10 protein-coding genes are annotated in these 13,413 nt (G+C 72.6%); 8 read left to right on the top strand and 2 right to left on the bottom strand.

Translation table 11 applies throughout. The annotated features are described in order from the left end of the window. Positions 1–6: 6 nt before the first annotated feature. Positions 7–765, bottom strand: coding sequence for a L,D-transpeptidase family protein (locus tag EER30_RS37100; RefSeq protein WP_432417587.1), 759 nt, complete (start codon positions 763–765; stop codon positions 7–9). 132 nt (positions 766–897) lie between these two features. Then, positions 898–1,917 (bottom strand): CAP domain-containing protein, encoded by a 1,020-nt coding sequence (locus EER30_RS37095; protein ID WP_127505825.1) that lies wholly within the window; start codon positions 1,915–1,917, stop codon positions 898–900. Between the two features lie 305 nt (positions 1,918–2,222). Between EER30_RS37095 and EER30_RS48145 the strand changes: the two genes are divergently transcribed. The 8 genes from EER30_RS48145 (at position 2,223) to EER30_RS37055 (ending at position 13,408) form a co-directional block, all read left to right on the top strand. After that, on the top strand, positions 2,223–3,908 hold the full coding sequence (locus tag EER30_RS48145) for an acyltransferase family protein (protein WP_205650577.1): 1,686 nt from the start codon (positions 2,223–2,225) through the stop codon (positions 3,906–3,908). Between the two features lie 221 nt (positions 3,909–4,129). Next, complete coding sequence (locus EER30_RS37085; RefSeq protein ID WP_127505823.1) at positions 4,130–4,765, top strand: chemotaxis protein CheW; 636 nt, start codon at positions 4,130–4,132, stop codon at positions 4,763–4,765. Continuing rightward, complete coding sequence (locus EER30_RS37080; protein ID WP_240670542.1) at positions 4,762–6,159, top strand: CheR family methyltransferase; 1,398 nt, start codon at positions 4,762–4,764, stop codon at positions 6,157–6,159. The genes EER30_RS37085 and EER30_RS37080 overlap by 4 nt, the downstream gene beginning before the upstream one ends. After that, positions 6,156–6,776, top strand: coding sequence for a chemotaxis protein CheW (locus EER30_RS37075; RefSeq protein WP_127505821.1), 621 nt, complete (start codon positions 6,156–6,158; stop codon positions 6,774–6,776). The genes EER30_RS37080 and EER30_RS37075 overlap by 4 nt, the downstream gene beginning before the upstream one ends. Further along, on the top strand, positions 6,773–8,245 hold the full coding sequence (locus tag EER30_RS37070) for a methyl-accepting chemotaxis protein (RefSeq protein WP_240670541.1): 1,473 nt from the start codon (positions 6,773–6,775) through the stop codon (positions 8,243–8,245). The genes EER30_RS37075 and EER30_RS37070 overlap by 4 nt, the downstream gene beginning before the upstream one ends. Further along, positions 8,245–10,362 (top strand): hybrid sensor histidine kinase/response regulator, encoded by a 2,118-nt coding sequence (locus EER30_RS37065; RefSeq protein WP_240670540.1) that lies wholly within the window; start codon positions 8,245–8,247, stop codon positions 10,360–10,362. Before EER30_RS37070 ends, EER30_RS37065 begins: the two co-directional genes overlap by 1 nt. Further along, on the top strand, positions 10,362–11,423 hold the full coding sequence (gene cheB / locus EER30_RS37060) for a chemotaxis-specific protein-glutamate methyltransferase CheB (RefSeq protein ID WP_127505818.1): 1,062 nt from the start codon (positions 10,362–10,364) through the stop codon (positions 11,421–11,423). Before EER30_RS37065 ends, cheB begins: the two co-directional genes overlap by 1 nt. After that, positions 11,420–13,408, top strand: coding sequence for a response regulator (locus EER30_RS37055; protein ID WP_127505816.1), 1,989 nt, complete (start codon positions 11,420–11,422; stop codon positions 13,406–13,408). The genes cheB and EER30_RS37055 overlap by 4 nt, the downstream gene beginning before the upstream one ends. Positions 13,409–13,413 lie beyond the last annotated feature (5 nt).

Raw genomic sequence — 13,413 nt, 5'->3', positions numbered from 1 at the left:
CGCAGATCAGGTGCCCGGACGACGTCCGAACAGCTTGACCGTCATGCCGATCTTGCCGACGTTCCAGTACGCCTTGGCGTCCTGCGGGAGCAGGTTGACGCAGCCGTGCGACCCGCGCCACTTGTCGTGGATGTAGGTCGTCGTCTGGTGGAAGCCCTTCCCGCCCTGGAAACGCTGCCAGTAGGGCAGCCAGACCTCGTACGGGTCGGACCACTCCTTCTTCGTCCGCTTGTTGATCTTGTATGTCCCGGACGGAGTGCGGTAGTTCTTCATGCCCGTGCGGACGACCGTCGGGTTCGTGAACTTCTTGCCGTTCTTCATGATCCACGACGTCTGCTGGGTCAGGTCGACACAGAACGTGTAGCCCGACTTCTTCGGCTTGCAGGCCGCGACGTTCGTGCTGCCCAGCCGCTTGGCCACGTCGAAGGTCGTCGGACCGGCCAGACCCTGGGCCGGCTGGATGCCGAACCGCTGCTGGAACTTCTTGATGGCGGCACAGTCACTCGGTGACTGCTTGCCGTCGTAGGACAGCTTTCCGTAGCCACCGATCTTGTTGAGCCACCACTCGACGTTCTTCTGGTACTTACCGGTGGCACAACTCGCGGCCGCGGCCTTCGTGACCACGGTCGTGGCCACCGGCTTGGCCGCCGGAGTGCGCACCGCGGCACCGGCGGCCGGAGCCGTCACCACCGCGGCGAGACCGCCGCCGACCAGGGCGGCCATGACGACCCCGGTGAGGCGGGCGGCAACCCGACTGGATTTCAATGTGGTTCCTCCCCAGGAAAGTTGTGCGCACATAGAAGCACAGCCACGCCGCACAGAACCTCGGGGGAACGAGTGTGGCGCGAATCCAGGAGATGAGATCGGCTCGCACCACCGGCACTTAAGACAATTCGCCTACCGGTCGGGGGTGGCGAAGTCCTGCACCCAGTACGGGGTGCGGTCGCGCGAGATGGCCAGGCCGATGCCCATCTGGTGCAGACGGCAGTCCATGATGTTCTCGCGGTGCGTCGGGCTGTTCATCCAGCCGTCCACGACCTCCCACGCGCTGTCGGCGCCGCGCGCGATGTTCTCGCCGTAGCGCTTCCACTCGTAGCCGGCCTCGCTGACCCGCTCCCCCGCGTCGTCGCCGTTGGGCGACTCGTGCGCGAAGTAGTCGCGGCGGGCCATGTCGGCGGCGTGCCGGTAGGCCGCGGCGATCAGCCGCCGGTCGAGCGTGAGCGGGTCGCAGCCGCCGCGCCGCCGGTTCTGGTTGATCAGCACGAGAACGCGCTGCTGGACGGGGGCGTGCGGACTGGCCGACACGTCGCTCGTGGTCACCGGCTGACGGGCGCCGGCCATCACGTTGCCGGCGGGCTGACGCTGCTGGGCGGCGAAACCGGGCTGCCGTTGCCCCGCGAAGCCGGGACGACGGACGGGGGCCTGGGCGGCGTGCGGGCGCTGGGCGGTGGCGGGCCGCTGCCGGTCGGCGCCGTCACTCTGGGCGGCGCCGCCTCGCTGAGCAGCGCCGTCTCCGGTGGCCGCGCCTCGCTGGGCCGCATTGCTGCGCTGGTCGGCCGCGTCGTCCTGCGCGCTGCGGCCTCGATCGTCCTGCGGGGCGGCGCCCGGGCGGGCATGGGTGCCATCGGCCTGGGCGCCATCGGCGTGGGTGCCATCAGCCTGGGCGCCATCGGCCCGGGTGTCGCCGGGCGGGGCGTCCAGCGTCGGGCGCTCGGCGTCGCCGCGGTCGGCGAACGGCTCCTCGAAGGCGTCGTCGTCGCTGTCGGCACCGGAGCCGCCGAACAGGTCCGGCCACCAGAATCCGCCCCAGCCCGCCGTGTCCGGCCTCTCGTCGGCGGCCGCCGAGGTCGCCGCGACTCCGCCGCCCAGCAGGAGCGCCGTAGCCGTCGCACAGACCACCACGAGTGGTTTCCGCATAACCCCGTCTTCCCCATCGATTCCCGGCCGCCCGGCTTCTCCGGGCCGCCTCCACCGGGTGTCAACGTCACAGACCGGGCACGGTCACTTGCCTCCCCGGCGCCCGTCACCGCCGGCGCCTCGGCCGCGATCGCTGAAATACCGGCCGTCAACTGCGGTTTCCCCGCGGCGGAGCGGAGCACGGAGGTCGCACAACCGCACAGACAAAACGGACAGTTCATTCGTACGGGGTAAGCCCGGGGTGTCGTTCTTCCGGTCCTCGCGGTGGTCCCGTCGCGCGGGTCCGGACTGGCAACCTCGTCGCGGTGCGCAATCGCTACCTCGATCTGCTCCGTGCCGCCGCGATCGTCCGCGTGATCGTCTACCACCTCTTCGGGTGGCCATGGCTGTCGATCGTGCTCCCCGCGATGGGCGTCATGTTCGCCCTGGCCGGCTCCCTGACCGCCGCCTCGCTCTCCCGGCGCGCGGCGAACCAGGTGGTCACCTCCCGCCTCCGTCGCCTGCTGCCGCCGCTGTGGCTGCTCGGCGCGATCGCGGTGCCGGTCATGCTGGTCGCCGGCTGGACCCGCGAGGACGGCGGGCAGCACCCGTTCAGCCCGGCCACGCTCGTGTTCTGGCTGCTGCCGATCGGCGACCCGCCCGGCAGCGACCAGGCGTTGGACGTGTGGGAGCCGCTCTGGTACCTGCGGGCGTACGTCTGGTTCGTCCTGCTCTCCCCGGTGCTCTTCCTGCTGTGGCGCCGCGTCGGCTGGGCCACGGTGGCCCTCCCCCTGCTGATCATGGCGGCGCTCGACTACACCGGTTTCGAGCTGCCCGAGACGGCCGACGCCGCCCTGTGGGACTTCATCACGTACGGCGCCTGCTGGATCGCCGGTTTCGCCCACCAGGACGGCCGGCTGGCCCGGCTGCGCCCCTGGCTGGCCTATCCGGCCGCCCTGGTCATGGCAGCCGCCGCGCTGTGGTGGGCACGGCAGGAGGAGACCTGGGACTTCAACGACGTCTCGGAATCGCAGGCGCTGTGGTCGCTGGCCTTCGTGCTGGTCGTGCTGCGCTGGCAGCCGTCGATGGACTGGTTGGCCCGAGTGGCCCCGCTGGACCGGACCGTCACGCTGCTGAACGCCCGCGCGGTCACGGTCTACCTGTGGCACAACATCGCGATCGCGGCGGTGTGGCCGGTGCTGACCGTGCTGGCCCTCGACGACCTCGGCGACCGCCTGGGCCCGGTCACCGACCTGCTGCTCGCGTTCGCGCTGACCGGCCTCGCCGTCGTCGCGTTCGGCTGGGCCGAGGACCTGGGCGCCCGCCGCCGCCCCCGCCTGTGGCCGGACACCGCCCCGGCGCCACGCTCGGGGCAGCACACCACAGAGCCGCCGTCCGAGCCGTCACTCGCCGTAGCGGCCGCGTCCGGCCGGACGGCGACAGCGGCATCGGCTCACTCCGGCGGACTGTCCGCGGCGGCACCGGCACGCTCGGGCCGGTCGTCCGCAGCGGAACCGGCTCACTCCGGCGGTCTGGCCGCGGCCACACCGGCCCGCTCCGACGGGTTGCCCACGGCGGCACCGGTGCGCTCCGGCCGGTCGTCCGCGGCGGCGGCGATGGCCCGCTCCACGGCCGCGGCCGCCATGACGCGGACGCCCGCCAACTGGCCGCCCATTCCCCGCGACCCCGAGGAAAAAACACGAGCGGGCGAAATAACGCGCCCAGGAGAAACCGCACAGTCGAGCGAGATAACACGCCCGGAGGAGACCGCACACCCGAGCGAAATGAGGCGTCCAGAAGTCGACGACGTGGCGCCCGGGGCGCCCGGGGTGCCGGGTGTCGATGACGTCGCGGGTAATGCGGTGGGTGGGGTTGAGGTACCGCTCGATGCTGAGGCACCCGACTCGCTGCTGCCGCCGCGGCATGATCCTGGGCTGCCGGTGGCCGGGCGGCGGGCCGACCCGCTCGAGGACGAGGCCACCGACTGGTTCCACCCCGACCGAAGGGCGTGACCCGTCGACTTCCACCCCGGCCCAAGGACCCGACCCATCGGCTTCCACCCCAGCCCGAGGACCCGACCCGTCGGCCTCCACCCGGCCCAAGGGGGCGACGTATCGGCCTCCACCCGACCGGAGGAGCGCGAGGCGTCGTCCCCCATCCGGGCGGGGCCTGACGTGTTCCCGGTGTGAAGGAATCTCGGCTATCCGGGATGAACTCTCGCTAACCTGAGCGAATGCGGCAGTACGGACAGGTGTCCGCGCACTCCGACGAGGGCGCCGGGGTGGTCGCGCTCGTCTTCCGGGCCGGGCCGCTGCTCTGCGCGCTCAGCCTCGACGAGATCGTTGAGACGATGCGGCCGCTCGAGACCCGGGTCCTGGCCGGTACGCCCTCGTTCGTGCGGGGCATCACCGTGATGCGGGGGGTGCCCACGCCCGTGATCGACGTGTCGCGGCTGCTCGGCGCCGGGGCCACGGCCGAGCAGCCGGAGCGATATCTCGCCGTGCGCACCGAGCGGGGCACCGTCGCGCTGGCCACGGGCGAGATCGTCGGCATCCGTACCGTCGAGGCCGAGCCCACCGGCGGGCACCCGGCTCTGCTGGGCGGGCGCAGCACCCGGCTGGTGGCCGGCGTCGGCATTCTCGGCGCCGAGCCGCTGCTGCTGTTGCAGAGCATGCGTGCCGTGCCGGACGAGGTCTGGGAGGCGGCCGCCGCGGCGAGTGGACCGGACGAGGTCTGGGAAGCAGCGAGCGAACCAGCCGCGATCCCGAAAGCAACCGCCGGCGGACCGGACGCGATCCGGGAAACACCGGTCGCGAGCAGCCCCGGCGAGGCCCGTGACGCGGGCGCGACCCTGGGGGTGCCGTCGTGACCGCGCCCGCGCAGACCATGCGCTTCCGGGATCTGCTCGCCCAGCACCTGGGCTGGACGTTCGCCGACAGCGACGGCCCGCAGCTCGCCGACCTGCTGCGGGACCGGGCCGCCGAGCACAGCATGAAACGCGAGGACTACCTGACCCGGCTCGGCGCGCGCCGGTGGGAGCCGGAGTTGTCCGAGCTGGTCGAGCGGCTCAGCATCACCGAGACCTACTTCTTCCGGCACGGCGAGCAGTTCGCCGCGCTGCGCGAGGACGCCCTGCCCGAACGGGCCACGGTCCGGTCGGCCCAGCGGGCCCTGCGCATGCTGTCGGTGGCCTGCTCGTCGGGCGACGAGGCGTACTCGCTGGCGATCACCGCGCGGGAGGTGCGGTCCGATCCTGACTGGATCATCAACGTGATCGGTCTCGACGCCAACCCGGCGATGCTGAGCAAGGCCGAGAGCGCCTGGTATTCGGCGTGGGCGCTGCGCGAGACGCCGGACCTGGTGCGGCGGTGCTGGTTCCGGCCGGACGACGGCGGTTTCCGGGTCGTCGACGAGATCCGCCGGCTGGTGCACTTCCAGCGCGGCAACGTGGCCGAACACGGCGACGGGTTGTGGCGCCCCGAGCAGTACGACGTGATCTTCTGCCGCAACCTGCTGATGTATCTCACGCCGGAGGTGGCGAACTCACTGGTGCGGCGGATGACCGACGCGCTGGCGCCGGGCGGTTTCCTCTTCCTGGGCCACACCGACTCGCTGGGCAGCGATCCGGCCGGCCTCGAACTGCGGCACAGCCACAAGACCTTCTACTACCGGCGCACTGGCGGGCCGCCCCCGGTGCAGCGAGCCGCATCGCCGGCCGACACCGCCGCGCGACCCACGCCCGAGTCGCCGGCTGCGGCGCCCGCCGACGAGGACCCGTACGGGAAAGCTCTGGATCTGCTGCGGCTCGAACGCTTCGCGGACGCGCTCGATCTGGTCGGGGCGTCGCGCGGCGGGGCGCGCAACCGTCTGCTGCGGGGGGTGCTGCTGGCGCAGACCGGGCGGCTGGACGAGGCGGTCGCGCTGGCCCGCCGGCTCAGCGACGAGAACGGCCTCAACCCGGACGCGCACCAGTTGCTCGGGCTCTGCCTCGAGGAGGGGTCAGCCGTCGCCGAGGCCGTCGGGCAGTACCGTCTGGCGGCGTACCTGGACCCGGGGTTCGCCCTGCCCCGGCTGCGGCTGGGCCAGCTCGCCCGGCGCCAGGGCGACGACCGCGCGGCCGCCGGTGAGCTGGAGCGCGCGCTCGACCTGCTGGTGCGCGAGGACGAGGAGCGGATCGCACTGTTCGGTGGCGGGTTCGGCCGGCTGGCCCTCACGGTGGTGTGCCGCTCCGAACTGGACGCCTGCGGGGTGCGCCGGCCATGACCGACTGCACCGGAGTCAGCGAAGCGTTCGCCGGGCCAGGAGGGTGGGCCCAGCAAGCTCTGACCGCCCCGGCCGGCTCGGTGATCCGGCGGCTGCGGGCGCTGCGCGAGGACTTCGACCAGTCCTTCGCCGAGCCGGCGCGCAGCCACGACGAGGAGCATCTCGAGCTGCTCACGATCCGGGCGGGCGGACGGCCGTACGCGATCAGGCTCTCGCAGACCTCGGGGGTGCACCCGGACCGTCCGGTAACCGCGCTGCCCGGACCGATGCCCGCTCTGCTGGGCCTGGCCGGGTTCGCCGGAGCCGTGGTGCCGGTCTACGACCTGGCCGCACTGCTCGGCCATCCGGTGCCGGACGTGCCGCGCTGGCTGGTGCTGGCAGCCGGCTCGCCCCTGCTCGGCCTGGCCTTCCACGAGCTCGACGGGCACGTGCGCGCGGTGACCGCCGACATCATCCGCGAATCGGGCGACGAGGGCGACACCCGCACCGGCAGCCTGCGCGGGCTGGTCGACCTGCCCGGCGGCAGCCGTCCGATCATCGACATCCCCGCCACCCGCGTCACCGTGCACGGCCTGGCCGGGCACACCCCAGCCACCGACGAGGAGAACGCTTCATGATGGCCGGACGCACTTTCGGCACCAAGCTGGCCGCCGGTTTCGGCCTGACCCTGGCGTTGACCCTGCTGATGACGGCAACCTCCGTCCTCACCCTGCGCTACGTGCTGAGCACGAAGGACAACGTGATCACCGCGGCCCGGGTGAACCTGGTCGGCTCCGAGGTGCTGAACGCCGCGATGGAGTCGCGGATCGCGGACTACCGGGGATACCTGCTCACCGCCAACGAGGAGTACCGCACCGCCGCCGGCCAGGACCGCACCAGGTTCCTCGGCCAGGTCGCGTCGTTGCGTACCACGATCACCGACCCGACCTCCCGCAATCTGCTGCAGAGCGTCGCCGAGGCCGAGGAGAGGCACGCCTCGGTGCTGGAGCCGCTGATCGAGCAGCGTGCCGGGCTCAAGACCCTGGCCGACGTCAGCCAGCTCTCCGGCGGCCAGGAGGTGAGGGCGGCCCGGATCTCGTTGCAGCGGGCGCTAAACGCCCTCATCGAGCGGCAGATGGCCGTGGTGGACGCCCGCAGTGACGCGGCGACCGCACGGGCCTCCGCCGCGAGCTGGTTCATCGTCGCCATCGGCCTTCTGCTGATCATCGGGTCGGCCCTGATGGCCTGGAAGCTGAGCCGCGACCTGCGCCGTGAGGTGGGCGCCGCGGTCGGGCACATCCAGAGCTCGTCGGCCCAGCTCGAGGCGGCCGCGGCCCAGCAGGCGACCGGCGGGCGCGACCAGGCCAGCGCGATGAGCGAGATCACCACGACGATCAGCGAACTGCTGATCACCTCGCGGCAGATCGCGGACAGCGCCCAGCGGGTCTCCAAGATCGCCGAGGACACCGCCGACGCGGCCCGCACCGGCGACGCGACCATCGACCAGACCCGCGCCTCGATCACCGCGATCCGCACCCAGGTCGACCAGATCGTGCAGCACATGCTGGCCCTGGGTGAGAAGTCGCAGCAGATCGGCGGGGTCGTCGACCTGGTCTCCGAGCTGGCCGAGCAGACCAACATCCTGGCCATCAACGCGACCATCGAGGCCAGCGGGGCGGGCGAGTGGGGCCGCCGGTTCGCCGTGGTGGCCGAGGAGATCCGTAAGCTCGCCGACCGTACGGCGGGCTCGGCCAAGGAGATCCGGGCGCTGATCGAGGATGTCCGGGGCGCGGTCAACACGACGGTGATGGCGACCGAGATCGGGGCCAAGGCGGTGGACGCCGGCTCGCGGCAGTTCGACGACGCCACCAGCTCGTTCCGCCGCATCGCCGGGCTGGTCGCCACGACCAGCGACGCGACCCGCGAGATCGAGCTGTCGACCAAGCAACAGACCACCGCCGTCGAGCAGGTCAACGTGGCAGCCTCGGACACCGCCCGGGTCACCCGCGAGACCGAGGCCAGCGCCGTGCAGACCAAGCAGACCGCCGCCCACCTCTCCACGCTCTCCGGCGAACTGCTGGACCTGGTCGGCTCCGGACGCCACTGATGGGAGGGCAGGACCCGCTCCGCTATTTCCGGATCGAGGCCCGCGAACTGGTCGATCAGATCAGCGCGGGGGTGCTCGACCTGGATCAGCAGCCGGGGCCCGATCTGGTGGCGCGGCTGCTGCGGTTCGCGCACACCCTCAAGGGCGCGGCCCGGGTGGTCAAGCAGCAGGAGATCGCCGACCGGGCCCACGAGTTCGAGGAGGTGCTGGTCCCGCACCGCGACGAGAACACCCCGTCGCTGCCGGCCGACCAGATGCGCGAGCTGCTACGCCTCAACGACGAGATCGCCGGACACGTACGGGCCCTGTCCGGCGAGCCGGCCGCCGAGCCGGAACACGTGCGTACGGTCCCGCTCAACGCGCCCACCACGCAGGCCGAGGTCGACCAGGCCCACATCGACGCCGATTACGCGCGCGGCGCCGAGGCGTCGGCTGACCGGCAGCCGGAACGGGCCGCCACCGCCGACCTCGACGAGCTTCTCGACGCGATCGGCGAGGCCAGCGCGCGGATCGCCCCGCTGCGCGACGGCAGCCGCACGCTGGCCCGCGTGCACCGGAAGGTCGAGGCGCTCGGCGAGCGGATGCGTCTGGGCCGCATGTCCGTGTCGGACTCCACCGCCCGTACGGCGGTGCGGCGGCTCGGCGGCGAGATCGGCGCGCTCGGCCGCCGCCTCACCGACGCCGTCGACCAGGTCGAACGCGAGCTCGACGAGGTGCGGGGCCGGGCCGAGGGGCTGCGCCTGGTGCCGGCCGGAACGATCTTCACGGCGCTGCGCCGGGCCGTGCGCGACGCCGCCGACGCCGAGGGCAAGCAGGTCCAGTTCCAGGCCAGCGGGGCCGACGTGCGGATGGGCCCCTACCTGCTCAACCTGATCAACGGCGCGTTCCTGCACGTCGTACGCAATGCGGTGGTGCACGGCATCGAGCCCGAACCGGAACGCCGGGCGGCCGGCAAACCCGTCGAGGGCACGGTCACCGTCCACGTCGAACGCCGTGGCCGCTATGCCGAGTTCCGTTGCAGCGACGACGGGCGCGGCTTCGACCTGGCCGCGCTGCGCCGCACCGCCGAGGAGCGCGGCCTGCTGCCCACGGGCTCCGACGCGGATTCGCAGAAGCTGATCGACCTGGTGCTGCACGGCGGGATCAGCACCGCCCCGGCGGTCACCGAGGTCGCCGGCCGCGGCATCGGGATGGACGTCGCCCGGGACGTGGCCGTGCAGCTCGGGGGCGAGGTCTCCATCGAGAACCGGCCCGGCGACGGGGCCACCGTACGCCTGATCGTGCCCTTGACCCTGCTCAGCATGAACGGCCTGATCGTCGAGACGGGCACGATGACCGCGACGATGCCGCTGGACTCCGTGCGCCGCTGCGTGCGCCTCTCGGCCGGCGAGATGGCCGCCGCCACCGCCACCGCCCGGCTCGCGCACGAGGGCGAGGTGCTCCCCTTCCTGCCGCTCGCGACCGCCCTGCGCGCAACGCCGCCCGACAAGTCGGACTCCGGCTCGGGCGTGGCGATCGTGCTCGCCGCCGACCGGGACACGGTGGCGATCGGCGTGGACCGGCTGGCCGGCACCACCACGCTGGTCGCCCGGCCGCTGCCCGATCTCGCCCCGGCCGCCCCGGTGATCGGCAGCGTCTCGATCGACCTGGACGGCAATCCCCGGCTCGTGCTCGACGCGCACGGCCTGGTCGCCGAGGCCCGGCACGAAAGCACGGCGGCCCGCAGCGAGTCGGCCGCCGTCCCCCGCTCGCGCATGCCGATCCTGGTCGTGGACGACTCGCTGACCACCCGCCAGCTCGAGCGCAGCATCCTGGAGTCGGCCGGCTACGAGGTCGATCTGGCCGCGTCGGGCGAGGAGGGCCTGGAGAAGGCGCGCGCCCGGGCGTACGGGCTCTATCTGACCGACATCGACATGCCCGGCATCGACGGCTTCACCTTCGTCGAACGCACCCGGGCCGACCCGGCGCTGGCCCCGGTGCCGGCGATCCTGGTCAGCTCGCGGGCCAGCGCCGAGGACCGCCGCCGCGGCACCGACGTGGGCGCCTCGGCCTACGTGGTCAAGGGCGAGTTCAACCAGGAGGAACTGCTCGCGCACATCAGGAGGCTGATCCTCTGATGATTCGTGTCCTGCTCGTGGAGGACTCCGCGACCATGCGCCACCACCTGCGCGAGTCGCTCGCCGCCGACCCGGAGCTGCAGGTGGTCGGCGAGGCGGCCGACGGCGGCGAGGCGGTCGAGCTGGTCGGGCGGCTGCGTCCCGACGTGGTGACGATGGACATGATGCTGCCCACGATGAGCGGGCTGGTCGCCACCGAGCACATCATGGCCGAGCATCCGACGCCGATCCTGGTGGTCTCGTCGGCCGACCGGCGCGAGCTGTTCAGCACCTACAACGCGCTCGCCGCCGGGGCGGTCGACGTGCTGGAGAAGCCGCGCGGCGACGCCACCGACTCCGGCTGGGGGCGCCGGCTGTGCGCGGCCGTACGCCTCGTCTCGCGCATCCGGGTGATCACGCACCCACGGGCCCGGTTGGACGGTCGCGGGCGGCCCGGGGTCGAAGCCGCTGCCGTCGTCCCGCTGCCGGCGGCGGACACCCTGCGCGCGGTGGTCCTCGGCGCGTCGACCGGCGGCCCGGGCGCGCTGACCGAGCTGCTGCGCGCGCTGCCGTCCGGCTTCCTGCCGCCGGTGCTCTGCGTGCAGCACATCGCGGCGAGCGAGCCGTTCGCGGTGGCGTTCTCCGACTGGCTGGCCGGGCAGACCGGACGCGACGTGACCTACGCGCGCGACCGTACGCCGGTGGGCGCCCTCGCCGGCCGGGTGGTGCTCGCCCCGCCCGACCGGCACATGCTGGTGCGCGACGGCCTGCTGCGCATCAGCGACGCCCCGCCGCGGCATTCCTGCCGTCCCTCGGTCGACGTGCTCTTCGAGTCGGTGGCCGCCGAGTTCGGCACGTCCGCGGCCGGCTGCCTGCTCACCGGCATGGGCCGCGACGGCGCCGAGGGGCTGCTGGCGATGCGCGCGCGGGGCGCGGTGACCTTCGCGCAGGACGAGGCGAGCTGCGTGGTCTACGGAATGCCGCGCGAGGCCGCCCTGCTGGGCGCGGCCGCCTACGTGCTGCCGCCGATGAAGATGGCCGCCCGGCTGGTCGAGCTTCAGCTCGCGGGGAGCCGGCGATGACCCACCGCGTGCTGATCGTCGACGACAGCCTGACCGTCCGGATGGACCTGCACGAGTCCTTCGAGGCGGCCGGGTTCGGCACGATCCTGTGCGCGACCGGCGCCGAGGCCCGCAAGGCGTTCATCGAGGACGGCTTCGACGTGGCCGTGCTCGACGTGCTGCTGCCCGACGCCGACGGGCTCGAGCTGCTCACCGAGCTGCGCGGCATGCCCAGCCGCTCGCGGGTCGTGACGGTGCTGCTGAGCAGCGAGGACGAGGTCGCCGACCGGCTCGCCGGGCTGCGCATAGAAGCCGACGAGTACGTCGGGAAGCCGTACGACGCGGGTTATGTGGTGGCCCGCGTCCGCCAGCTCCTCGGCGATCAGGACCGCGCCGACAACCGCACCACGATCCTGATCGTCGACGACAGCAGGACGTTCCGTGAACAGCTGAGGGAGTTGCTCGAGGGCGAGGGATACGCGGTGCTGACCGCCCCCAGCGGCGAGGAGGGCCTGCGGGCCGCCGCCGACCGCCGGCCGCAGGCGATCATCGTGGACGGCGTGATGCCGGGCATCGACGGCGCCACCGTGATCCGCCGCATCCGCCTCGACCCGGCCCTGCGCGACATCCCGTGCATCCTGATGACCGCGGCCGACGACTACGCCACCGAGCTGCAGATGCTCGACGCGGGCGCCGACGCCTTCGTCCGCAAGCAGCAGAACCTGGCGATCGTGCCGGCCAAGCTGAACGCGGTGCTGCGGCAGAGCTCCGAGCAGCTCCCGATCGAGGTGACCGGCAGCCTGCACGGGCCGAGCAAGGTGCTGGCCCTGACGCCCGACCGGCAACGGCTGACCGAGCTGGCCGAGGCGCTGCGCGACGAGGGCTACGACGTGATCCCGGTGGCGTCCACCGAGGACGCCCTCGACCTGCTGGCCGAGCAGCCGGTCGACTGCATCGTGCTGGGTCTGGGCCTGTCCGGCGATCTCGGCCGGCTGGCATGCCGGCGCATCAAGGAGGTGCCGGTGATCGGGGAGACGCCGATCGTGATGACCGGCGCGAACGACGACGACATGCTGGCCTGCCTCGCGTCGGGAGCCGACGACTACGTACGGGCCGACTCGGGCGCGGAGGCGTTGAGGGCGCACGTCCGTACGCAGATCCGGCGCAAGCAGTCACACGACGAGAGCCGCCGCATCCGCGAGGAGCTGATGCGTCGCGAACTGGACGCCGCCGAGGAACGCTCGGCCCGCCAGCTCGCCGAGACCCGGGCGGCGCTGGTCGAGGAGCTCGAGTGGCGCAACCGCGAGCTGGAGGCGTTCTCGGGCTCGGTCTCGCACGACCTGCGCGGCCCGCTGCAGGTGATCAGCAGCTTCGCCGAACACATGCTGGACGACGAGGACGATCCGTTGAGCACCGAGGCCCGCCGCCGGCTCTCGCGTATCCAGGCGGCCGCCCACCGCATGGCCGACCTGGTCGAGTCGCTGCTGATCCTGGCCCGGGCCAGCCGGGGCGACCTGCGCCGGGCCGAGTTCGACCTGACCGCGACGGTGTGGCAGGTGATCGGCGAGGTCGAGGCCCGCGACCCGTCGCACCGCGTCGCCTTCACCGTTCAGGACGGGTTGAGCGCCGACGCCGACGAGGGCCTGGTCCACGTCATCCTGGAGAACCTGATCAACAACGCGGTCAAGTTCACCCGCAAGGTCGCCGGGCCCGCGATCGAGATCGGTTGTTCTCCGGACGGTTTCTTCGTGCGCGACAACGGCGCCGGCTTCCCGGCGGGCAAGGCGGGCGAGCTTTTCCGGCCCTTCGCCCGGCTGCACAGCGCCGAGGATTTCCCGGGGACGGGCATCGGCCTCACCACGGTGCACCGCGCGGTCGAACGGCACGGCGGCGAGATCTGGGCCGAGGGCGAGGACGGGCGGGGCGCGACCTTCTGGTTCACGCTGCCGCCCTCCCCCGCCCCCGCCAACCCGGAACGCCGAGGTCAGGCGCGCCGGCACGGCTGATCCGG

Origin of the sequence: Actinoplanes solisilvae, assembly GCF_003999975.1 — a bacterium.
GTDB classification, from domain to species: Bacteria; Actinomycetota; Actinomycetes; order Mycobacteriales; family Micromonosporaceae; genus Actinoplanes; species Actinoplanes solisilvae.
This window is presented reverse-complemented; position numbering and strand designations above follow the sequence as displayed.